Source organism: Streptomyces cinnamoneus, assembly GCF_002939475.1.
In the GTDB taxonomy this organism is placed as follows: Bacteria; Actinomycetota; Actinomycetes; order Streptomycetales; family Streptomycetaceae; genus Streptomyces; species Streptomyces cinnamoneus_A.
On the sequence record NZ_PKFQ01000001.1, the window covers coordinates 5366322 to 5390205 of the forward strand.

The 23884-nt window shown below is 69.5% G+C and carries 10 protein-coding genes; 9 read left to right on the forward strand and 1 reads right to left on the reverse strand.

Features of this window, described 5'->3' with window-relative positions; genetic code table 11:
• The first annotated feature begins 69 nt into the window (after positions 1–69).
• Positions 70–3042, forward strand: coding sequence for an SNF2-related protein (locus CYQ11_RS24060; protein WP_099202437.1), 2973 nt, complete (start codon positions 70–72; stop codon positions 3040–3042).
• Between the two features lies 1 nt (position 3043).
• Positions 3044–8581 carry a restriction endonuclease gene (locus CYQ11_RS24065; protein ID WP_104651084.1) on the forward strand — a complete coding sequence of 1846 codons (5538 nt, stop codon included), beginning with the start codon at positions 3044–3046 and terminating at the stop codon, positions 8579–8581.
• A gap of 597 nt (positions 8582–9178) precedes the next feature.
• Here the strand turns inward: CYQ11_RS24065 and CYQ11_RS24075 are convergent.
• Complete coding sequence (locus CYQ11_RS24075; protein ID WP_146104733.1) at positions 9179–9442, reverse strand: hypothetical protein; 264 nt, start codon at positions 9440–9442, stop codon at positions 9179–9181.
• A 266-nt stretch (positions 9443–9708) separates the two neighbouring features.
• On the opposite strand from CYQ11_RS24075, the gene CYQ11_RS24080 reads away from it, so the two are divergent.
• The 7 genes from CYQ11_RS24080 to CYQ11_RS24110 all read left to right on the forward strand — a co-directional run bounded on the left by CYQ11_RS24080 (position 9709) and on the right by CYQ11_RS24110 (position 23686).
• On the forward strand, positions 9709–10560 hold the full coding sequence (locus CYQ11_RS24080; RefSeq protein ID WP_243469288.1) for a helix-turn-helix domain-containing protein: 852 nt from the start codon (positions 9709–9711) through the stop codon (positions 10558–10560).
• A gap of 28 nt (positions 10561–10588) precedes the next feature.
• Complete coding sequence (locus tag CYQ11_RS24085; RefSeq protein WP_099202441.1) at positions 10589–10801, forward strand: DUF397 domain-containing protein; 213 nt, start codon at positions 10589–10591, stop codon at positions 10799–10801.
• A gap of 222 nt (positions 10802–11023) precedes the next feature.
• Complete coding sequence (locus CYQ11_RS24090; protein ID WP_099202442.1) at positions 11024–12307, forward strand: DUF262 domain-containing protein; 1284 nt, start codon at positions 11024–11026, stop codon at positions 12305–12307.
• On the forward strand, positions 12304–13485 hold the full coding sequence (locus CYQ11_RS24095) for an AAA family ATPase (protein ID WP_099202443.1): 1182 nt from the start codon (positions 12304–12306) through the stop codon (positions 13483–13485). The genes CYQ11_RS24090 and CYQ11_RS24095 overlap by 4 nt, the downstream gene beginning before the upstream one ends.
• Positions 13486–13603: 118 nt before the next feature.
• Positions 13604–14482: a hypothetical protein gene (locus tag CYQ11_RS24100; protein WP_099202444.1), complete on the forward strand. Its 879-nt coding sequence runs from the start codon at positions 13604–13606 to the stop codon at positions 14480–14482.
• Positions 14483–14624: 142 nt separating this feature from the next.
• Positions 14625–21413: a DEAD/DEAH box helicase gene (locus CYQ11_RS24105; protein ID WP_099202445.1), complete on the forward strand. Its 6789-nt coding sequence runs from the start codon at positions 14625–14627 to the stop codon at positions 21411–21413.
• Positions 21410–23686 carry a UvrD-helicase domain-containing protein gene (locus tag CYQ11_RS24110; protein WP_099202446.1) on the forward strand — a complete coding sequence of 759 codons (2277 nt, stop codon included), beginning with the start codon at positions 21410–21412 and terminating at the stop codon, positions 23684–23686. The genes CYQ11_RS24105 and CYQ11_RS24110 overlap by 4 nt, the downstream gene beginning before the upstream one ends.
• Positions 23687–23884: the final 198 nt, after the last annotated feature.

The following is a 23884-nucleotide window of genomic DNA, read 5'->3' on the forward strand; positions in this document are numbered from 1 at the left end:
ACCCCATGAAACACTTGGGGCGTAGGGATCACGCCGCATTTCCCGGCACGACCGACGGAGGAACGACGGGTGGCAGAGCAGGGGCAGACCCGGTACCCACCAGGGGCCCAGATCCTCGTGCGGGACGAGGAGTGGCTGGTCAGGACCGCGAGGCGGACCGACCACGACGGTGACCGGATCGAAGCCATCGGCGTCTCCGAGTTCGTACGGGACGAAGAAGCCGTCTTCTTCACCGGCATCGACACGGTCGAGCTCCTCGAACCGGAGAAGACGCTCCTGGTACCCGACACCTCCTCCTACTTCCGGCGCGCACGGCTCTTCCTCGAAGCGGTCCTGCGCAAGACGCCCCTGCCGCAGTCCGAACGCGGCCTCGCCCTGGCCGACCGCTTCCTCCTCGATCCGCTTGCCCACCAGCAGCGCCCCGCGGAGCTCGCCCTGTCGATGCGCAACCTCCGCCCCCGCATCCTGATCGCCGACGTCGTGGGCCTGGGCAAGACGCTGGAGATCGGTCTCACCCTGGCCGAGCTCATTCGCCGCGGCCGCGGCGAGCGCATCCTCGTCGTAACCCCTCAGAGCGTCCTGGAGCAGTTCCAGCACGAGCTGTGGACCCGCTTCTCGATCCCGCTGGTGCGACTCGACTCGCTCGGCATCCAGCGCATCCAGCGTGAGATCCCCGCCGGACGCAACCCGTTCACCCACTACAAGCGCGTCATCATCTCCGTCGACACGCTCAAGAACATCGGCCAGTACCGGCACCATCTGGAACGCATCCAGTGGGACGCGGTCGTCATCGACGAGTCCCACAATCTCATCAACCAGGGCAGCCAGCGCCGGGCCCTCGCCGAGACCCTCTCCCCGCGCACCGACGCCCTTCTGCTGGCCAGCGCCACTCCGCACAACGGCGACAAGCGGTCTTTCGCCGACCTGGTCTCGCTTCTCGACCCCGCGGCCATCGTGGACCGCGACCACTACGACCCGGCAGGCGATCTCGGGCACCTCTTCATCCGGCGCACGAAGATCAGCCCCGAGGTCCGCAACGGCATCGGCGACGAGTGGGCGGACCGGGGCCCCACCCTGTCACTGCACTGTCCGGCGACCGAGGCCGAGGAGCGGATCTTCGCCGAGCTGACCGAGCACTGGCTGCCCGCACCCTCCGGCAGCACCGAGTTCGGCACGGCGGACCGGGAGCGGACCTCCGTGAGCACCGATCCGCTGTTCGCCTACAACGTCCTCAAGACCTTCCTGTCCTCACACATCGCCCTCAAGGAGACGGTCGAGCGCCGGGTCGTCGCCCTCGGGAAGAAGGCGCGGGACATGGCGGCCGAGGGCAGGCAGCCGGACCCGGCGATCGGCGAGGAGCAAGCCGCCCTGGCCCGGCTGGGTGCCCTCATCGACTCCATGGGTGATGGCAGGGCGCCGGGGGACTCCGCCAAACTGGACGCCCTCGTCGAACAGCTGAAGGACATCGGTGTCGGGCCGGGCAGCGACACGCGGACCGTCGTCTTCTCCGAGCGGGTGCCCACCCTCAAGTGGCTGGCGGAGGTGGTCCCCGCACGCCTCGGCTTCACTCCCGGCAAGGACGGGAAGACCAAGGCCGTGAGGGTCATGCACGGCGGGCTCAGCGAAGAGGAACAGCGCCTGATCCGCGAGGAGTTCAGTCTCGCCGGGGCTCCGGTCCGGCTGCTGTTCACCGGTGACGTCGCCTCCGAAGGCGTCAACCTGCACCGCCAGTGCCACCATCTCATCCACTACGACATCCCGTGGTCGCTGATCCGCATCGAGCAGCGCAACGGGCGCATCGACCGGTACGGGCAGCGCCACGAGCCGCAGTTCCGGGCGCTGATCCTCACCTCCGCCCAGCCGGGTGCCAAGGACGACAGGACCGTGGCCGAGAAGCTCCTCGCACGCGAGGAGGAGGCCCACAAGCTGAACGGCACCGCCGAGGCGGAGACCGGTTACTACCGTGCCGACGAGGAGGAACGGCGCCTCATCAGGGAACTGGTGGAGGGCCGCACGGTCGAGGACTTCCTCGCGTCCGCGCCCGCCGCGGACGACGCCGACCTGGCGGGACTGTTCGGCCAGGTCGACACCATCACTGAGGGGGAACCGCCGAAGCGCGCGGAACTCCTCTCGCTCTTCGACGGGGACGCGGCGGCGTTCGTCGACACGGCGCTCGCGGAGCTGTACGAGGACCGGGCCGAGGACCTCATCGGCCTGTCCCGCAGAGAGGACGCCCTCGACCGTCCCTATCTTTCCCTCTCCCCGGCCAAGGCGCCCGACCTGCTGCGCCGCCTCAAGGCTCTGCCGCCCTCCTACCTGAAGGAACAGGGCGTGGCCGAGCGCATGATCCTGACGTTCGACCGCGGCCTGGCCCAGGAGAAGCTGACCGAGGCCCGTGAGGCCACGGGCACCATCTGGCCCACCGTCTCCTTCCTGAGCGACATCCACCCGGTTGTGGAGTGGCTCACCGACAAGGTGCTGGTGCAGTTCGGGCGCCAGGAGGCACCGGTCATCACCTCCCCGTACGTGGATCACCCGACCTTCCTCATCCAGGGCATCTACTCCAATGCGCTGGGCCGCCCCACGGTCGTGCGGTGGATGGCCGTCAGCGCCGACCCCGATGTCCCTGTCGGGACGATGACCGATGCCCTGCACGCCGCGAAGGTGGGGCCCGCCCTCGCCCGCACCGGCGATCCCCGCGACCTCGCCCACCTCCAGTCGCTGGTCCCCGCGGCAGTGGCGAGAGCCCGCGCTCACCTGGAGACGTACAAGGACGAGTGGGCGGAGCAGATCAGCGGCCCGCTGGCCGAGTACCGCGCCCGTCTTTCCGACTGGCGACAGGACTCCCTGGACTCCCTCTCCGGCGGGAGCGCCCGGCGGGAGCGGCAGATCGAGGAGACGGCCGACGAACAGGCCCATCTCCTCGACCAGCTGACCACCACCGGCCTTCCCCTGCTGCGGGTGCTGGCGGTCCTGGACAAACCCGCCGCCGACGCCCCGGACCACACCTCCGACAACGCCTCCGAATCGGCGGAGAACTGACGTGACGTATGACTCGCTGATCAACCACGGCGACTACCTCTCGGCGCACTACCTCGCCGAAGTGCTCCCGAAGGACCTCAAGGCCAAGGACGGCCTCCTCGCCCGCTGGGCCGAGACCGAGGAGCAGGCGAGGCGCGCCCACGCCGCCGCGGTCGCCGAGGCCAAGGCCGAAGGCCGGGACCCCGCCGCCGTTCCGCCGCGCGCCCGCACCCCGCGCGAGGGCCTGCGCGCCCTGCACGGCCCCTACTTCGCGTCCCGCGCCGACTTCGCGCGCGACGCGGAAGCGCTCGCCGAACCGGACGCGCCCGTCCCCGCCGACTGGTCCAAGCGCCTCACCGAGCTCCACCTCGCCACCCTGCACGCACTCGGCTACGCGGACGCTCACGAACAGGCCGTAGCGGTCCACCGTGCCGGGCACGACCACACCGTCCAGGCCCTGCACGTCGAGCCCGGCCTGGTCGCCGTCGCCTGTGGCTGGACTGCCGAGCCCGACGCGGCCCTGGACCCGGACGGCGCGGGCCGTCTGCTGCACCCGGTGGCGCTGGAGGCGTCGGCCCGCCTCACCGACGCGAAGGCCCTCGCCGACTTCCTCTTCGAGTGCGAGGAGCCGCCCCGTTACGTCCTGCTGCTCGTCGGCGGCGTCATCGTCCTCGCGGACCGTCTCGCCTGGCACGAGGGCCGTTACCTCGCCGCCGACCTGGACGCCGCCCTCAACCGGCGCGACGACCGCAACGGCGGCGAGCTCGACACCATCGCCGCGCTGTTCGGCGCGGACTCGCTGCGTGTGCCCGAGGAGGGCGGCACGGCCCCGCTCGCCTCTTTCGTCGACAAATCCGGCAAGCACGCCGTCGGTGTCTCCACCGAGTTGCGCGAAGGCCTGCGCCTGTCCGTCGAGTGGATCGCCAACGAGGTCCTGGCCCGGCTGCGGGACCAAGGAGTTACGCCGCAGCAGCTCGACGACCCGGCCCGCCTCGCCAAGGAACTCAGCCGCGAGTCGCTGCGCTACCTCTACCGCATTCTGTTCCTGTTGTATGCCGAGGCCCAGCCGTCGCTCGGCATCCTGCCCGCCGACGACCCCGAGTACGCGCGCGGCTACGGCCTCCAGCGCCTCGGCGACCTCGTCGTACGCGACCTGGTCGGCGAGCGCTCCCGGCGCGGATTCCACCTGTACGAATCCCTCGACCTGCTCTTCCGGCAAGTCGAGGAGGGCCACCGGCAATACGGCAGCGAGCCCGAGGACCTGGCCGCCGAGGCCGCCGACCGCGCCGCCACCGAGGCCGAGCGGGAGGCCGCCGCGCTGCTCGCCTCCGGTGACATCTCCCGGGACGAGTACACCGAGCGCGTCCGCGAGGCCGACCGCTCCCGCAAGGCCGCCGCCCGCAGCGCCGATATGGGTCTGCGATTCGAGCCGCTGCGCTCGGAGCTGTTCCAGAAGGACGCCGTACGCCTCATCTCGGCCGACCGGATCGAGAACCCGTCGTACGAGGAGGGCTCCGGGCAGCCCGAATTCCTGGACACCCGGCTGCGCAACGAGACCCTGCACAAGGTGCTGCGCCGGCTGATGCTCACCAAGGGCAAGGGGCGCGAGCGCGGCGGCTTCATCTCGTACGCACAGCTCGGCATCAACCAGCTCGGCGCGGTCTACGAGGGGCTGATGTCCTACACCGGCTTCATCGCCGAGGAGGACCTGTACGAGGTCGCCAAGGGCGGCGACCCCTCCGGGGGCAGCTGGATGATCCCGGCCTCCCGGGTTCAGGACTACCCCGACGAGGTGTTCGTCCAGCGCCCCCACGAGGAGACCGGCCGCCCGCTGCGCGTCGTTCACCCCAGGGGCTCGTTCGTGTACCGCCTGGCGGGCCGCGACCGGCAGACCTCCGCCTCGTACTACACCCCGAAGTCCCTGACCGAAGTCACTGTCGAGCTGGCGCTCAAGCACCGCCTCGACCAGGACGGCACGACCACGCCGGCCCGCGAGCTGCTGGAGTGGAAGATCTGCGAGCCCGCTCTCGGCTCGGGCGCGTTCCTCAACGAGGCCATCGACCAGGTCGCGGCCGAGTATCTGCGCCGCCGCGAGGAGGAGCTGGGCCGCCGCGTCGACCCCGAGCAGCGCCAGATCGAACTTCAGAAGGTCAAGGCGTACGTCGCCCTCCACAATGCGTACGGCGTCGACCTGAACGCCACCGCCGTGGAGCTGGCCGAGGTCTCTCTCTGGCTCAACTCCATGCACCCCGGCATGCGCGCCCCGTGGTTCGGCCTGCACCTGCGGCGCGGCAACTCCCTCATCGGGGCCGGCCGCAAGGTGTACGCGGCGGACGCCCTGCCGGACGGGCTGTGGCTGTCGAAGAAGGCGCCTCTGGCACCCACCGAGCTGCCCTTCCGGGACGGTGACCTGCCGGAAGGCGCCGTCCACCACTTCCTCCTCCCGGCCGTCGGCTGGGGTGCGGTCGCGGGGGAGAGCGAGGCGAAGAAGCTGGCGGAGCAGCAGGCGCTGGCGCTCGGCAAGTGGCGCAGGGGCATCCAGAAGGCACCCAAGGCGCCCAAGCCCTTCGAGGAGCGGGACGACGAGCCGCAGGAGAAGCGGCAGAAGCGTTACGACCGGTGGGCCAAGGCCGCGTCGAAGACCGAGCTGGTGCGCCTCCAGCGCGTCGCCCGTCGAGCCGAGTTCCTGTGGAGCCTGGTCGCCAAGCGCCTGGAACTGTCCGAGCGGAAGGTGTCCCGGCGGATCGACGTCTGGGGTGCGGACTGGCTGACGCCGTCGGAGGAGGCGGCGGACAAGCAGAAGATCCTCGACGACCTGACGGTGCCCGGCACGCCGTACTGGCGGCTGAAGACGGTCATGGACGCGTGGTGCGCGCTGTGGTTCTGGCCGCTGGACCAGGTGGAGCTGCTGGACGGCTCGGCTCCGGAGTACGGGCCGGGTGGCGGGGTGCTCCGGGACGTGGCGGCATTGTTGGCGGGCGGGACGCCGGCGGAATCCTCCTCGGCAGCCGCGCCTGTGCCGAGCGGTCCTGCGCCGGGTGACCTGATCTGGCAGGCGGCCGGGCTCTTCGACGACCCGGACGGCGAGCAGGGCGAGTTGGACGGGCTGGCGGCCGACGACGAGGCGGGCCTGCGTACGAAGGCCCGAGGCAGGACGGCCGGCCGGAAGGCCCAGATCGCCGAGGACCTGTGGCGTCCGGTCATCCCGCTGAAGACCTTCGCGGACTGGCTGGACTTCCTGGAGGCGATGCTCGGCACGAAGGACGCCGAGGACGGCTCCTTCCTGGACGGCCTGGACGGCCTCCCGGTGGACGAGGCCCTGCCGCTGCTGGAGGCGTACGAGCGCAGCCTCGACGGGGTGCTGGGCATGGACCGCACGTTCAACCTGCCGGTCCGTTTTCCGTGGCTCAACGTGGTCGAGGACATTGCCGGGACGACGGAACGCGACATCAAGGCGGAGGACGGACACGGGTTCTTCCACTGGGAGCTGCATTTCGCGCATGTCTTCCGGGGGTCGGGGGGCGGGTTCGACCTGCAGGTGGGAAATCCGCCTTGGGTGCGGCCGAGGTGGGAGGAGGACACGGTTCTGGCGGAGCTGGAGCCGTGGTTCAAGCTTGCCGAGAAGCCGAGCGTGACGGCATGGCGGGAGCGGAAGAGCGAGGTGCTGGCGGAGCAGGGGGCTACTCCGTATTTCCTGGGGGAGCTAGGTTCCAACGCGGCAATGGCGCAGTGGCTCGGGTCACCGGTGACGTATCCGGTGCTGACGGGGACGCAGCCTGATCTCTATCGGGCTTTCATGTGCCGGGCTTGGGAGAACCTCGGCACAAAAGGCATGGCTGGGCTTGTGCATCCTGACACCCACCTCGGAGGTACGAAGGATGGCAAGATTCGCGGAGCAGCCTATCCACGACTCCGGCTGCGCGCTGGGTTCGTGAACGTGGGTAACTGGGCATTCGAGGCCAGCAGAACTGCCGAATTCGGGGTGCACATTTATGGTTCCTCTCAAAGGACTATCCGCTTCGACAGTCTGAGCGGTTTGTACGGTGTCGAGCCTCTGTTGTCATCATTGAGCCATGACGGGCAAGGTGAAGTGCCCGGCATGAAGCATTGTGGTGCATGGGACCTTCGACCGCACAGGTCACGCGTGATCACGGTTGATGAAGCGATGCTTACGGAATGGCAGCGGCTAGAAGGAGAGACAGGAATCCCTCCGGGGCAGGTGATGCTGTTGCAGCCGCTGACCACTGCAGAACAAGGGGCCATCGCCGCACTATCAGAGGTCAAGGCCCGTTTTGGGACGTATGGGCCGAGGGTTAGTCAGGGCTTTCACGAGAAGACGGGGAAGGATGATGGGTTCATCAGCTGGAACACACGCCAGCCCGCCTCGATCTCCGAACTGGTGATTCAGGGGCCGCACATCGGCATCGCCACGCCGTTCAGCAAACAGCCGAACATGCAGTGCCGGGGAACGCATGACTGGGAGAGCTTCGATCTCACCGAGCTGCCCGGAGGCGCTGTACCGCGGACCAATTACGCGCGTCCAGGGTCTTGTTCGCTGAAGTGCTATGAGGAAACCAAGGACCGCTGGCTGGACTACTCAAGGCTAAAAAATGATTGGGAACCCAGCCCTGAACAGTGGGCGAATCGTGAAGAAGTTCTGAGCGAAGAGGAGCTGGAGCTCTCGGAGGATGAGCAGCGAGGTTTGCTGCGGCGACGGATGTGGTGGTTTCGGCCGTACACGCAGTTCTATAGGCTGGCGTGGCGCAAGATGATCCCGTTTAACACCGAGCGTAGCCTGTTCCCTGCCCTGATCCCGCCGGGCCCCACGCACATCCATGGCGTTCTTTCGGCGGCACTGGGCGATAATCGGTTGACGGCGCTCAATGCGGGATTTTGGGCTTCCTTGCCGCTTGATTACCGACTGCGCATCACGGGCAAGGCAAACCTTGAGCCTGGCGAGGCTCAAAAATTGCCCGCCGCCGACCCCGCCCACCCCCTGGCCACCCCCCTCCTCCTCCGCACCCTCCGTCTCAATTGCCTAACCAACGCCTACGCCCCCCTCTGGGCGGAGCTTTACGACATGACCTGGCCCGGCTACGAGGATTGGGCCGTGAAGTGGCCAAGGCTGGCTCCGCTCGCCAGACACCTCAAGCCGGACTGGGAGTACGCCACACCGCTGCGCACCGAATATGAGCGGCGCGCTGCCCTGGTCGAGATCGATGCCCTGGTGGCGGCATGGCTCGGCATGAGTGCCGACGAGCTGGTGGCCATCCATAAAGCGCGGTACGCGATCCTCGCGGACCGCGAGTCGCAGATGTGGTTCGACGCGAAGGGGCGTCAGCTGGCCCAGGATCCGTACGCGCACGGCCACGGCCAGACCAAGGAGCACTACGAGCACTTCCTCGCCTACGACAAGGGCAAGCGCCCCAACCCTCCCGAGGGCTACACCGCCCCCTTCTACAAGGCCAACCGCGAAAAGGAGATGCGCGCTGCGCACGCTGTCTTCGAGAAGCGGCTTCAGGATGCGATCGACAAGGGCGAGTGGGATCCGGGCGCGTAACCCGCAACCAGAGCGCCTGCCCGGGACTCGGACCCGGGCAGGGCGCTCGGCTGTGCTACGGCCTCAGATCTGGGTCGCATGTGAGCGGAAGCGTCTCCATGCCGAGGCGTCGGCCGGCCGGTGGGCCGTGTGCGACGGGCTCCCCGGCGGCATGACGCTCCCTGCCCTCGGGGCCGTCATGCGTGCGCCTTCCGCAGGTGGATGCCCATGGTCTCGGTCATCTTCACGGCTGTCTGACGGTCGCCGGTTTCCAGCGCTTGCGCTCTCTTGCGCTTGATGTCCCAGCACTCCTGACACCGAGGGCGCTGAGGGTCGGACGTAGCGCCATGCTCAGCGGTCATCTCGCTCACGCCCAGCCCCTCTCTCGCCTACTCCGGTGGTTGATGTCGGCCACCTTCGCCCGTAGCTCATCGCTCACGGTTGCCGGGCGGACGTCACAGGGGAACGCCTCCCACTCCTGACCGTCGGACGGGGACCGCAGCAACAACCGCCCCCCGGCCGATCCCACGACCTCGCCGACGCGGTCCCGTCGGGCATCGACGACCAACGCCCCAACGTCAGTTGTCCGCTCGGTTGCCTGCGGCTCGTCGGGGGCCGTCATCGCCCCGCCTCCCCGCCATGGGGCCGCCGGGGCCGGATGTCGATACCGTGCGCCGTCACCCACAGGAAGACGGGGCCGTTGCCGCCGTCCATCGGCAGGTCGGCGAGGCGCGGGGACCTCGGCGTCAAGGGCGCCACGGGCAGCGGTGCGGGCGTCCTGTTCGCGCGGGCGGTTTGGCAGGCCCGGCAGTCGCGGCGGTGGATGCGCGGCGCAAACCGCGCCCTCACCCATTCGAGGCAGTAGGAGATAATCTTTGCCATGCTGACCTGTCCCTTCAGGTTGGCCACGCCCCGGGGCCGGTCGCACGGTCGCCGGGGTTCATCGTTCCCGCGTATGGCGGGAATTTGGGCATAAGGGTGCCCTGTGATTGGCCCACCAAGATCACTGAAAGCGATCGAGGTGACCACTCCGCGTAGCATCCACCGCACGCGGCATGTGGCGCAACCTGAATGTGTGGAACATGTTCCATGAACATTTGCTCCCTGTAGCCTGTTTGGACTTCCATGCAGGTGAAGGGGGTTGAGACGTGTCCGAACCACGCCCGACTGTGCGCCGTCGTCGTCTGGCCACAGTGCTCGTCAAGCTCAGAGAAGAGGCGGGCAAGTCGCCGGAGGATGCCGCCGAGCGCATCGGGTGCCACCGCTCGAAGATCAGCCGAGTCGAGAACGCGCGGCTTGGGATCTCTCTGGGTGAAGTGCGGGATCTACTCCGTTTCTATGGCGTCGATGATCCGGAGTACGTGGAGGAAGTCGTCAACCTCGCCCGGCGGAGCAACGAGCGAGGCTGGACACAGCGGCTTGGTCTACGAATCCCGTCCTATGTTGACTACATCGACTACGAAGAGACCGCCCACTACATCCGCTCGTTTGAACCCATGGTTATCTCCGGCCTCTTGCAGACGGCCGACTACGCGCGGGCTCTCCTCAAGGCGACGCCAACGATGCTCTCGAATGAACGCATCGACGAGTTGGTTGAAGTGCGCATGCGCCGTCAGGAGATCCTCAGACGCGATGCTCCGCCGCGCGTGTGCGTTATCCAAGGGGAAGCGGCGCTGCGGGCCCAGGTAGGCGGTCCGGCTGTTATGGCGGCTCAGCTCAAGCACCTGGTAGAGGCCTCGGAGCACCCCAACGTCGATCTACAGGTGTTGCCGTTCGCTGCCGGTGCTCACGCCGGAGTCCTGGGCACTTTCGTGCTGTTCAGCTTCCCCACCCCGGCGTTCTCCGACATCGTGTGCTTGGAACACAGGACGGGAACCGTCTACCTGGAGACATCTGAGGATACGGGTGCGTATACGCTCACGTTCGATTCGTTGCGATCTACCGCCTTGAGTCCCGCCAAGAGCCTCGACGTGATCAACCGGGTCAAGCAAGAGTTGTAAGTACTACGCCACTTGAGAGGTAGCAAGGATGCTGGCCCATGATTTTGGCAATGTCCGCTGGCGAAAGAGTACGTACAGCGGTAACTCGGGCGAATGCATCGAGGTAGCCGACGGCCACGCCAATCTAGTGGCCGTGCGCGATTCCAAGGCCCCGTACCGCCCCGCTTTGCTTGTCCACCCCGGAGCATGGACCGAGTTCATATCAGGCATACAGGCCGGGGCCTTCCCGGCCGCCGACTGAGCCCCGACAGCGTCAGACCGGCCCCGGCACGCCCCCCGGCCGGGGCTGACCCGTGCCAGAGGCGTCGGCACAGGCGTGTGACCTGTATGGATGCGCCCCGCGCACGCCCCTGGCCGTGTCGGCGCCGCCAGGTCTGCCGCGCTGACGTACCCGCCCGCCGTCTATAAGCTGGCCGCAGGCCGACGGGCGGCGGCGAGCGAGGGTGACGGGGAGTCATGAGTCATGGCGGAGCTTGAGGACAGCGGCAGCGGGCGGGCGTCCGGGCGCGGGCGGGTTGTGGGTTATCAGCGGTACCAGCTGCCGGCGGAGGGCCCGGAACTGACGCAGTCGGGCCTCTTCCCCTTACTGAGCGGTCCCGTCGAGGTCGGAGCCGACGGGCTTCCGACCGGCGTGGAGCTGGAGCAGCCCGCCGACGAGGAGGCCGCGGCCGATGCCGACGGCATCTCCGCACCCTTCCGGCCCGAAAATATCAAGATCGAGACGCAGGCGACCACAGTCGACCTCCTCCTCTCCCGGCTGCGGGAAGGCATGATCGACCTGGCGCCGGACTTCCAGCGCCGGGCCGGTATCTGGACCGACGTACAGCAGAGCCGTCTCATCGAGTCGTTGCTCCTGCGCATCCCCATCTCGTCTTTTCATATGGCGCAGGACGAGGAGGACAACTGGTCGGTCGTCGACGGCATCCAGCGGATGACGGCGATCGCCCGCTTCATGGCACCCGAGGCCGTCGGCATGCCGCCGCTCGTCCTGCGCGGGCTCGACTACCTGCACGACTTCCACGGCATGGGGTACCGGGACCTGACCGGCCGGCTGCGGATCAGGCTGCGCGAGACCCAGCTCGTGGTGCACATCATTCAGCAGGGCACCCCGGAGGCCGTGAAGTTCAACGTCTTCTCACGGATCAATACCGGTGGGCTGCCGCTCACCCCGCAGGAGATCCGGCACGCCATGATCGAGGGGCCCATCCGCGGCTACCTCGCCGACCTCGCCGAAGACCCGGCCTTCGGTGACGCCACGGGTCACAGCGTGTCCAACGAACGTATGGCCGACCGGGAGATGGTCCTGCGTTTCCTGGCGTTCCGGCTCAGTGACCCGTCCCGGCACGCGCAACGCGACTTCGATCAGTTCCTCGTGGACTCCATGCACCGCGTCAACCGGCTGAGCGAGGAGCGGCGGGAGGCGCTGGCCGTGGAGTTCCGCAAGGCGATGCACTGCGCGACGGGGATCTTCGGGGATCACGCGTTCCGGAAGTGGCGGGGCGGCAAGGGTAAATCACCCATCAACAAGGCGCTGTTCGAGACGGTCGCGGTGAATCTCGCCACCCTGGACGATCACTCACGGGAAACACTGGTAACGTCCCGTGACAGGGTGCTCGAAGGGTTCTTCGAGCTGATGAAGGACTGGGACTTCGACCGTGCCATCTCCGTCGCCACCGGCGACACGAAGAAGGTGCGCAAGAGGTTCGCCGCGGTGGCGGAGCTCTTCCGGGGGGTAGTGGAACAGTGATCGACCGGCTGACGCTGACGAACTTCAAGGCGTTCCGGCACGCGGACCTGCCGCTCGCCCCGCTCACCCTGCTGACCGGCCTCAACTCCTCCGGCAAGAGCAGTGTCCTCCAAGCGCTCGCCCTGCTCCAGCAGTCGTATACGGCCGGCGATCTCGACCAGGTCCGGGCTCTGGCCGAAGACTCGGGGGGCCTCGGCGACGTGGCAGCTGTCGACAACGGCTTTCTCCTCAACGGGGAACTCGTCGGTCTCGGCACTGGCCACGACGTCCTGCACGAGGACTTCACGGGTGACGAGCCGGAGATCACGCTCGCGGTGAGCGAGGGCGCGTACCGCTATGCCTGGACCGTGGCCTACGAGGCCGAACAGAATCTGCTGCCACTGACCCGCGTCGCGCTCCCCCTGACGACGGAGGGCGCGAAGCCCCCGGCTGGGGACGCCGCGGTCATCCCCGGTTTCTTCACGGCCGGGTTCCAGTACCTGCACGCCGACCGTATCTCGCCCGCCGAGTCGTACCCGCGCGACCACCATGCGGCCATCGGCCGCGGTTTCCTCGGCGTGCGCGGTGAGCACACCGTCAACTTCCTGCGTCACCACGCCAGGGACGAGGTTATCGACGGCCCGCTGCGCCATCCGCGCGCCCAGTCGCCGCGGCTCCTCGACCAGGCCGCCGCCTGGATCGGCGAACTGTGCCCCGGCGTGGACATCCAGGCGGCCGCCATCGAGGGGACCGACTCCGTCCGCCTCTCGTACGGCTTCGACGGTCCGCTGGGCACTCGCCGGCGCCCCACCAACGTCGGTTTCGGCCTCACCTACGTCCTGCCGATCGTCGTGGCCTGCCTGACCGCGGGACCCGGATCGCTGGTCCTCCTGGAGAACCCCGAGGCGCATCTGCACCCGCGCGGTCAGAGCCGCATGGCCGCGCTCGCCGCGGCCGCGGCCGCACAGGGTGCCCAGCTGGTCGTCGAGACGCACAGCGACCACGTACTGAACGGGGTGCGGCTCGCCGTGAAGCGCGGCGTGCTCGCACCGGACCAGGCTGCCCTCCACTACTTCCGAGGCAACGGCGCGGGCGTGGACATCACCAGCCCCTGCATCGACCGGGACGGTCTGCTCGACCAGTGGCCCGAGGGCTTCTTCGACGAGCTGGAGAACACGCTCGACGAGCTCCTGGGCTGACCGCCGGGCCCGGTCACCAAGGCGCGTACGACATCACGGAGGGGGAAGCGTGCCGCTGCTGTTCCTGAACGAAAGATCCTGCGGAACCGGGTGCGATCCCGCGCGCGCAGACCGGGCCATGACGGAACTCGCGCGGGCCGTGCTCGCGGTGGTCCGGGCGGACCGGGCGGGCACCGTGCTGGTCAGCCGGGAGCCGATCACCGGCCTCCAGATCGCGGCAGGTCACCCGATCGGCAAGTGGCACGGTGACCCGAGGAACCGCGACGCGTGGCGGCGGCTGCTCCAGATGCAAAGCAAGTGGCCGCATCGGATCGTCTTTCCGGAGGGGCAGGACTTCTACGACGTGGAGTACCGGCACCAGGGCGAGCCGGTGGAAGGACTTGGGGCCGCCCATCTGATGGACGGCCTCGGGGTCTCCTTACCGGTGGAGCCGTGCTGGGACGCGGATCATGTGACGCTGGAGCGCGAGCAGCTGCTGGAGGGTGAGGACGGCACATACCGTTCGGACATCAGCGAGGTCCGGGTGCGGCACCTGTCCTCCTCCGCGCATTACGAGGTGCACGGGCCCTGGGTCCGCGACGGTGCCGAGGCCGCCCGCAAAGGGGGCCTCGCGGCCGTGCGGCACGGCGGCCACCTGTGGGAGCGACGGGCCGGCCTCTTCCCGCGTCTGCAGTTCCTGCCGGAGGTCGAAGCGCACCTGCGACAGCTGCCACCGGTGTGGGTGCAACCGGTGCGGGACCGTCTCGCGGAGCTCGAGGAAGCGGTGTCCGCGTGGGACCCGGACACCCGCCCCATCGCGCCGCAATGGCGGTCCGACGTGCGCACCGAGTTCGAGTCGCGCCGGAGGCTGTGCTGGTTCACGGATCTCGACGGGGAACAGCGGCTCTTCGACTGGCACTGTGACTTCCTGCCGTCGCCGGGGCGGATGCACTTCCGGCTCCTGCACGAGCAGCGCACCCTGCGCATCGCTTACGTGGGCCGCAAACTCGGGGTCTGAGCCGGGTCGGACGGTCGGCCGCAGATCGCGGCCGACCAACCAAGGACGGGGATGTCGGACCTGCCCGTTAACGTGGGGGCGTGGTGCCCGCCCCGGGGGCGGCGGCACCGACGAAGACGACGGAACGAAGGAGTGACCCGGGGTGCGACCGACCCTCGCCGCCGACCAGGTACGCGGCAGCCTGAGCCAGTACCTGTCGACGACGTACGCGCTGGCGGACGAAAGCACCCGCAGCGCGCTGGAACAGTTCCTCGGCGACGCGGAGGACGGCATCTTCCGGGGCCCCTACCTGCGCATCCGCACGCCCTTCCGAGTGGCCGAAGGGGATGACTGGCAGCGCCACCTCACCTGGTGGCCGCGCGTCAAGGACTTCACCCCCTACCGCCACCAGGAGCGGGCCTGGGAGCGGCTGTCGACGCTGCACGGACCGGCCCGGCCCACGCTGGTGACCACCGGCACCGGCTCCGGCAAGACCGAGTCGTTCCTCGTCCCGCTGCTCGACCACTGCCGCCGGGAGCGCGAGGCCGGGCGGGAGGGCGTCAAGGCCGTCCTCCTCTATCCGATGAACGCGCTCGCCACCGACCAGGCCCACCGCATCAACGACTACCTCGGCAACCCCAGGGACGCGCGGCTCAGGGACGCGGGGGTGCGCGCGGCGCTGTACATCGGCGACAAGGCGTCGAAGGAGTTCAAGCAGGCCAACCCCCGGGTGGCCGTCGACCGGGACGAGATCAGGCGCACCCGCCCCGACATCCTGATCACCAACTACAAGATGCTGGACCTGCTGCTCCAGCGTCCCGAGGACCAGCGGCTGTGGCGCGAGGCGGACGGCTCCGCACTGGCCTTCGTCGTCCTGGACGAGTTCCACACGTACGACGGCGCCCAGGGCACCGACGTGGCCATGCTGCTGCGCAGGCTCGGCGCGGTCGCGGGCCTGGACGAGCCGGGGCGGCCGCTCGGCCCGGTCTGTCCCGTCGCCACGTCGGCCACGCTCGGCGAGAGCGGGTCCGGCGCGGCGGGCGGTTCCATGCTGGACGTGGCGGAGCAGGTGTTCGGCGTGCCGTTCCCACCCGAGGCGGTGGTGGGGGAGGACCGGCACAGCGCACAGGAGTTCGCGGGGGACAGTGACTTCACGCTGCCGTTCCCCTCCCCCCACGAGGTCGCGGACCTGGGCGACCCCACCCGGGACCCCGAGGCCCTGGACCGCCTGGCCGCCGCCTTCACGGGCAAGAGCGGCCTGAGCCCACAGCAGCTCGGCAGACAGCTGCGCCGCCACCGGCTGACCGCCGCCGTCCTGGAGATCCTCGACGGCCGCCCGCGCACCATGGCAGAGGTCATGGATGTCCTCCCCCGCTACGCCTACCACTGGGGCATGGCCGTTCAGCAGAACCCGGCCATGGCCGCACAGGCACTCGCCCGCTACATCGCCCTGCTGTCGACGGCCCGCGACCCCGACCATCCCGCACGCCCCCTGCTGTCGATCGAGGTTCACCACTGGGTGCGGTCGGTATCCCGGCTGCTGCGTGGCGTCAGCGCGGCCAGGGCGGAGTTCCGCTGGGACGACGAGAGGGTCGCCGCCGGCGGCAGACTCGCCGCGCGCACGGGTGGCGGGGCGGCCGCCGGCGGCTCCGGCACCGTACCGACGGACGACGCGGCCCAGGCCGTGCCCGCCGGCGACAGCGCTCCACCGCCCGCCCAGGTGTTCCTCCCCGCCGTCTTCTGCCGGGAGTGCGGTCGCTCCGGCTGGGCGGCGCTCTCTCCGGAGGCGGACCCGGCGGAGCTCGACATGAAAGCCACGAAGATCCGCCGGGCGTCTGTCGGTCGCGACAAGAGCCGTGTCCGCAACATGATCTCCGCGACCCCGCAGCAGGCGTACGACGCGGCCTTCGTGACCGAGAAGGCACGCGGCGGTCCGACCGTGATGGTGCTCGACGGGCTGACCGGACGCCTGCGGCCACTGTCGCCCGAGGCGGACTTCCAGGCACTGCGCGACGGTGCGGGACCGCGCGTGGCCAAGCCGCTGCACGATGCCGCATTTGTGTGGGTGGACCTCGCCGACGACCGGGCGGCACAGGGCGACCAGTGCCCGGCCTGCCGGACTTTCAACGCCATCCGCTACCTCGGTACCGGCCTCGCCGCGCTCGCCGCCGCCTCGATCACCCAGCTCTTCACCGGTGGAGAGCTGGACAAGAATCTGAAGGAGGACAAGACCCTCCTGTTCAACGATTCGGTGCAGGACGCCGCCCACCGGGCCGGATACGTCGCCAGCCGCTCGTACACGTTCTCGTTCCGTTCCCTGCTCACCAGCCGTATCGACGAGGACGAGCCGATCGCGCTGAGCGACCTGGCGGCCGACCTCATCGCGGACGTCGTCGACAGCAAGGCCGTGCAGGCCGCCGTGATCCCGCCCGACCTGCATGTCGTGCGCGGCGTCGACACCCTTCTGTCCGGGCGTAGTCGCGGCTCACGGGCCACCTGGGAGCTCATCGCCCAGCGCCTCGCCTTCGCGGCGGTCCTGGAGTTCGGCCTCAGGTCCCGGCAGGGCCGCACTCTGGAGCTGACGCGCACCGTCGCCGCGGAGGTCCCGCTGGAGGATCCGGACGCCATCGCCGAGATCGTCCGCGAGCTCCTGCACACGACGCCCGGCGACATCTCGCTCCCCGACGGCTCCCTGCCCGGCCCGGACCGCTGGATCGGCCATGTGCGCGGCCTCCTCGAACGGCTCCGCACGCGCGGCGCGATCCGGCACGCCTGGCTCGACGGCTGGCTGGACCAGGCGGGCGTGCGGCGCTGGCTCATCTGGGGCGGACGCAAGACCGGGATGCCGGCCTTCCCGCCCGGTGTGTCCGCCCCGGCCTTCCTGCTGGGCAGCCCCAAGCAGGGCAGCGACGACTTCGACGTGGTCACCGGCCGTCTCGGCTGGTACCAGGACTGGACCCGGCGCAGCCTCGGCCTGCGCCCCGATGCGGCCAATGCCTTCCTCGGCCGGTTGCTGCCCGCGCTCGTCGACGCGGGCGTGCTCTCGGCCCGTACGGCCAAGGACGGTGCCACCCGCGTCTACGGTCTCCAGCCCGGCCACGTGCAGGTTCGCAAGCTGGCCGACGACTGTGTGGCCGACGCGTCGGCGCACTGCCCCGTCTGCTCCTGGGAACAGACCGTCCACCCCGATCTGGCCGACCAGTGGCACGGGCAGCCGTGTCCCCGTTACCGCTGCGGCGGGCTGCTGCGCACGGGGCAGGACCTGGAGAGCGGAGTGCGGCGCCGTGACTTCACCCAGGACTTCTACCGGCGGATGTACCGCGAGGCAGGGGTCTTCACGATCAACACGGCCGAGCACACCGGCACGCTCAGCCGTCCCAAGCGGGAGGCGGTGGAGAAGGCGTTTCGGGCGGGCACCGGCGCCCACTACGCCAACCCTCAGGTGCTGTCCTGTACTCCCACGCTGGAACTCGGCATCGACATCGGAGACCTCTCCGCGGTGGTCCTCGCCTCGCTGCCCAAGGGGCCGGCCAATTATGTGCAGCGCGTGGGCCGGGCCGGGCGTGCCACCGGCAACGCGTATCTGCTCACCATGGTCGACCGCGGCCCCCGGGACCGCTACTACCTGGAAGATCCCCGGCAGATGATCGCCGGTGACATCCAGCCGCCCGGCTGCTTCCTGTCCGCGATCGAGATCCTGCGCCGGCAGTACCTCGCGCACCTCCTGGACCTGGCCGGTGCGGGCCGTCTGCCCGCACCGGACGGTGACGGGGCGGCGATCCACCCGCTGCCCCGTCTGGCCACCGAGCTGTTCGGACCGTCGGGGTGGCTGTCCGAGTTCCAGAAGGCGGCGTTGGCCCAAGGCCCCCTGCTCGCCGAGAAGTTCCTCGCGCTCTTCCCGCCGTACGTCGAGGCGAAGGGCATCGGCGTGAGCCCGCAGGCGGCTGACGAACTGCGTGCGTACGCGACCGGCGGCCTCGCTGGAGCCCTGGACAAGGCGCGCACGCAGTGGGAAGACCACCGCGACGAGATGCAGCGCCGGATCAAGACGATCGACGAGGCGTACCAGGCCCTCGTGGCCGGTGATCCGGAGCACGAGCGACAGGGCCGGGAGCTGCGGGCGGAGCGCCGGGCAGTGGCCCGGCGGGCGGGCGAGATCAGCCGTGCCACCGCGCATGGCACGCTCGTCGACCTCGGTCTGCTGCCCAACTACAGCCTCGTCGACTCCGTGACGGAACTCGAAGCCACCCTCACCTGGCGGGAGGAGGGCAAGGACGGACAGCCCGAGCACCACAGCAAGGTGCTCAAGTACGACCGTCCGGCGCGCCTGGCCCTGAGCGACTTCGCACCCGGCAACCACTACTACATCCAGGGCTACAAGCACCGGATCACCGGACTCGACGTCGGCAGCCCCGGCCGCCCGGCGTGGCTGTGGTGGCGGGTCTGCCCCGACTGCGGGCACGTCCGCACCCACCAGGCGCGGCAGGACTCCTCCGCCTGCCCTCGCTGCCACTCCGCGGCCATCGGCGACGTCGGCTGTCTGCACAAGGTGCTGGTGCCCCACCGCGTACTGGCCAGGGACCAGCGCGACGACGTCCGGGTGCGCGACGACACCGACGAGCGCGAGCGACGCCACTACACCGTCGTACCGGCTGTGGACATCCCGCAGGAACACGTTGAAACGGCGTGGCGGCACAAGAAGGCGACGTTCGGCTGGGAGTTCACCCGGCAGGCCGTGATCCGGCACATCAATGTAGGCGCTTCCCGCGTGGACACCGGGGCGGACGAAGCCTTCGCCGGACGGCGCGTACGGCTCAACCCCTTCTGGGTCTGCGACTCCTGCGGATACGCCGACGCCGACGGCGGACCCGCCGCCGCCCATGCCGGCCAGCAGGACGCGCTCGTCGCGCACCGGGTCACGAAATACCACCGCCCCTGGTGCCCGCGGCTGCGCGACGGGCTCGGCGAGACCCGGGCCGCGCAGCAGGGCGTCAGGCTGCTGCTCGCCCACGAGTTGCGCAGCGAGGCATTGCGCATCCTCATCCCCGCCGTCACCGCCCACACACAGGAGCGCTTGGTCTCCTTCAAGGCGCTGCTCCTCGCGGGTATCGCCCAGAGCTACGGTGGCGACCCGGATCACCTGGCCGTGGTCACCGACTCGATGCCCGAGCCCGGGAGCGACGTCCGCAGGCATTTCCTTGTGCTGTACGACGCCCTGCCCGGTGGCACCGGCTATCTGCACCGGCTCGCCGGCCCCGACGGGCTGCACGACGTGCTGACCCGGGCCCGGCAGGTCATAGAGCGGTGCCCCTGCGTCGGCGAGAACCGGCCTGCCTGTCATCGCTGCCTGTTGCGGTATGTCAGCGACAGCGAATACGAACTGGTCTCGCGGGAGCACGCCCTCGACATGCTCGGCGAGCTTCTCGGGCGTGCCGGCGACGGCTGGGACATCGAGGAAGCCGCCACGACCCGGGACATCACCCTCGTCCAGCAGGTGGAGAGTGAGCTGGAGGCGCTCTTCCGCCGGGGACTTCTCGCCTGGGCGGAACGCGTCGACGAGGTGAGCGTGCGCACCGCGCTCACCCCGGACGGAGAGCGCGACACGACGCTGCGGTTCACCGCGCCCGACGGCACGGTCAGCGGGTGGCGCATGGAGACGCAGACCGACCTCGGGTTCACCGTGCCCGACGTGGTCTTCCGCAGCCTGGACGACGACCGCAGGCGGGTCGCCGTCTACCTGGACGGCTATCGCTACCACGCGAGCCCCGATCACAACCGCATCGCTGGAGACGCGGCCAAGCGCACGCGGCTGCGGGCCGGACACGGCTGGCAGGTCTTCCAGCTGACCTGGGACGACGTACGCGCCTGGACCGGAGAGACGAAGCCGCCCGCCGCACCTGTGTGGGTGCCGTACCAGAACACGGCACAGAAGACCGCGTCGGACATCCACCGCCGCGTGCACGGCGGTGACCCGCGCGACCTGCCGCGTTTCGTCTGGGCCAACCCCGTCGAGACCCTGATCGGCTACCTGACCACCCCGGACCACGAGGTGTGGCGGCGCCGTGCCCAGAGCGTCCTCGCCGGGTTCGCCGCCGTCTCCGCGACCAGCCGGGCTCTGGCGGACGGGCCGGAGATCGGCCATCGCATCGCCGACGCTCTGACGGGCAAGCGGCTGTCCGGCGGACAGGGCGCGGTCCAGGTCATGGCGACCCAGGACGGCAGCGGATGCCCTTTGACGATCGCACTCGACCTGCGCAAGGGGCAAGCGGGTGCGTCCTGGACCGCGCTCACTGTGCTCGACGACAGTCCGGACGCGGTGGCCGGCGACGAGAACGCGCACCGCAGGCGCTGGCAGGCCTGGCTGTACTGGACCAATCTGCTGCAGTTCCTCAACGAGGGCGAGGGAGACGGCGTCCAGCTCGCGTCCAGCCAGCTGCCGGGCTTCGACCCCGTGGAACTGGCCGTGACCGGTGGGGCGGGCTGGCTGGAGTCGCGGCGACAGTCGCCGGAGCCCGACGCGGAAGGGGAGGCGGCCTCGGGGCCGCACACCGTTCCCGCCGCCGAGCCGGCCGGGGAAGTCCTGCGCGATCCCGCCTGGGACGAGGTCATCGAATACCTCGTGGAGGAGCCCGGCCTCGCAGAACTCGCCGACGCGCTGGCGGCGTCAGGAGCCCCGGCGCCTGACGCCGGCTACGAACTCGGGGAAGCGGCCTGGCCCGCCGAACTGGCCTGGCCCACCCACCGCATCGGCGTCGTCCTCGCCCACCGGCGAGGAGCCGACGGTGCCGAGGACCGTGACGCGGAAGACCGCGACCAGGCATACGCGGCGGCGGGCTGGACCGTACGGACCGCGGCGGAGTGGGACGCCCGGGAACTCGCCGATGCCCTGCTGCGGCCTGCCGGAGCAGACCACCGCCCGGCCATGAACGACGACGAGGAGCACGACCGATGACCAGCACCGGCTCGCCGACCGCGGGCGCGACCCTACGCCTGCTCGACAAGGCGGACAAGGAGATCGTCAAGCTGGACCGGGCGATCGTCGGGGCGGTCTACAAGTTCCAGCACGAGTTCCGCAAGAACCCCGAGGCGGCAGGCTTCGACCTCAAGCCGCTCAAGGGTCACGAACGGCTGTGGTCCGCGCGCGTCAACCGGGAGTACCGGGCACTGTTGCTGCGCCTGGGTGGCAACGACTGGCTGCTGGTCTCGGTCAAGCACCGCGGACATGTCCACCGGAACCTGGACCGGCTCGCGTACGGCATCAACCAGATCACCGGCGCGATCGAATACGTGGACCTCCAGGTTGTGGAGGACGACGTCCTGCGCCGAGCCGCCCCCGCGGCAGCGCCCGCTCGGGAACCAGCTCCCGAGCCGCAGGGCCAGGCACCGCTGTTCGCGCAGTACAGCGCGCAGCAGTTGGCGGACCTGGGGGTGGCCGAGCCCCTGATCCCGATCGCCCTCAAGCTCACCACGGACGACGAGCTGCTCGGGCTCGCCGAGTACGCTCCCAGGCACACGGGGGAGGTGCTGCTCCGGCTGCGCGACGGAATTCCGTACGAGCAGGTCGAGGAGGAGGTCACCGCGTCGGCTGCGATCGCTCCAGAGGAGCGCTGTGAAGGCCCCCTCGCCGAGGACTGGCAGGCGGCGGCCGATCGCTCGCAGGCCGTGGTGATCACGGATGACGAGTCACTGCGGAGCATCATCGAGGAAGGCGACTTCGGGCGGTGGAAGGTCTTCCTCCACCCCACGCAGGAAAAGCTGGTGCACCGCACCTTCTCCGGCCCGGCCCGGGTCGGCGGAGGCCCCGGCACGGGGAAGACGATCGTCGCCCTGCACCGGGTCAAACACCTCGTGGACCGGTTGCCGCCCGGGCACAACAAGCCGGTCCTCCTCACCACCTTCAACAAGAACCTGGCCGCTGACCTGCGTTCCCGTCTCCTCTCGCTCGGCGGTCCGCAGACGCTCGCCCGCGTCGACATTCTGCACGTCGACCAGCTGGCCACGCGTGTGGTCAGCGAGTCCGACCCCGGCAACACCAAGCGCAGGATCGACGACGCACAGGCCCTGCGCGAATGGCGCCAACTGCTCGTGGAGGCCGGTGACAACCGCTGGGACGCCGAGTTCCTCAGTGACGAGTGGAACCAGGTGATCCTCGGCCAGGCCGTGGCATCGCGCGCCGACTACTTCCGGGCCCGGCGGGCGGGGCGGGGCCGCAATGTCTCCCGTGCCGACCGGGCCGCGATCTGGCAGCTCGCCGAGCGCTTCACCCAGCGCCTGGAGGTCAAGGGGATCGAAACGCACCGCCAGGTCGCCGAGCGTGCCGCCCAGCTGGAGATCGCCCGCAAGAACAAGATCGAGGAGCGCCGTCGGCAGCAGGAGGAACGTGGCGGACCGGGCAACATCCACGCGGAGTCGGGCACCGGTGCCTGGCTGCGCTACCGCTACCGGCACATCGTCGTGGACGAGGCCCAGGATCTCGGCGCTGCCCACTGGAAGATGCTGCGCGCCATGGCGCCGCAGGAACCCGACGACATCTTCCTGGTCGGCGACACCCACCAGAGGATCTACGACAACCAGGTCACCCTGGGCAGCCTGGGCGTCAACATCCGGGGCCGCTCGGCCAGGCTGACCCTCAGCTACCGCACGACGCGCGAGATCCTCGGGTCCGCGATCGGGATCCTCGAAGGAACGGATTACGACGACCTGGACGGCAGTACCGAGGACCTGGCCGGATACCGGTCGGTGCTGCACGGAGGCCGTCCGTCCCTGCGGCGCGCGGACAGCTGGGACGAGGAACTCGACCTGGTGGTGGATCAGGTACAGGCGTGGCACGACGTCCCACGTGAGGCGGTCGCGATCTGCGTGCCGACGAACGACATGGCCGACGACGTCGTGTCCCGGCTCAACCGACGGGGGATCATGGCCTTGAAGATCACCGGCGATGGGCCGCGAGGAGGCGAGGGCGTTCACGTCGGCACCATGTACCGCTTCAAGGGGCTTGAGTACCGCCGCATGATCATCGCCGGCGTCTCAGACGGTCTGGTTCCCCGCTCGACCGTGGACGCCTGGGAACGGACGGACCGGCTGCGGCACAGGCGCGAACTGCAGCGGGCCCGTTCCCTGCTGTTCGTCGCCGCTACCAGGGCGCGGGACGCCCTCACCATTTCCTGGCACAGTGAACCCAGCCGATTCCTCCACCCTCTGGGAGTGGATCGCGTTCGACGGTGATCCCGGGGTGTCGAGATACGCTTGTACCTCTATGAATCCGCCCGCCAGCTGGGCCGCTGGGGTCCGCTGGCGGGCGGTTGCGTTGGGCTGGGGTAGGCGCTTCACGTCATGGCTGTGGGCTGTGGGCTGTGGGCTGTGGGCTGTGGGCTGTGGGCTGTGGGCTGTGGTGCAGGTGCGGCGGTGCTGCCCAGCCAGCCG

What these genes read in the sequence shown, in the direction of transcription:
- CYQ11_RS24090 (WP_099202442.1), top strand. Translation starts at nt 11,024, where the DNA reads ATGGCGGAGCTTGAGGACAGCGGCAGCGGGCGGGCGTCCGGGCGCGGG.
- CYQ11_RS24075 (WP_146104733.1), bottom strand. Translation starts at nt 9,442, where the DNA reads ATGGCAAAGATTATCTCCTACTGCCTCGAATGGGTGAGGGCGCGGTTT.
- CYQ11_RS24110 (WP_099202446.1), top strand. Translation starts at nt 21,410, where the DNA reads ATGACCAGCACCGGCTCGCCGACCGCGGGCGCGACCCTACGCCTGCTC.
- CYQ11_RS24100 (WP_099202444.1), top strand. Translation starts at nt 13,604, where the DNA reads ATGACGGAACTCGCGCGGGCCGTGCTCGCGGTGGTCCGGGCGGACCGG.
- CYQ11_RS24085 (WP_099202441.1), top strand. Translation starts at nt 10,589, where the DNA reads ATGCTGGCCCATGATTTTGGCAATGTCCGCTGGCGAAAGAGTACGTAC.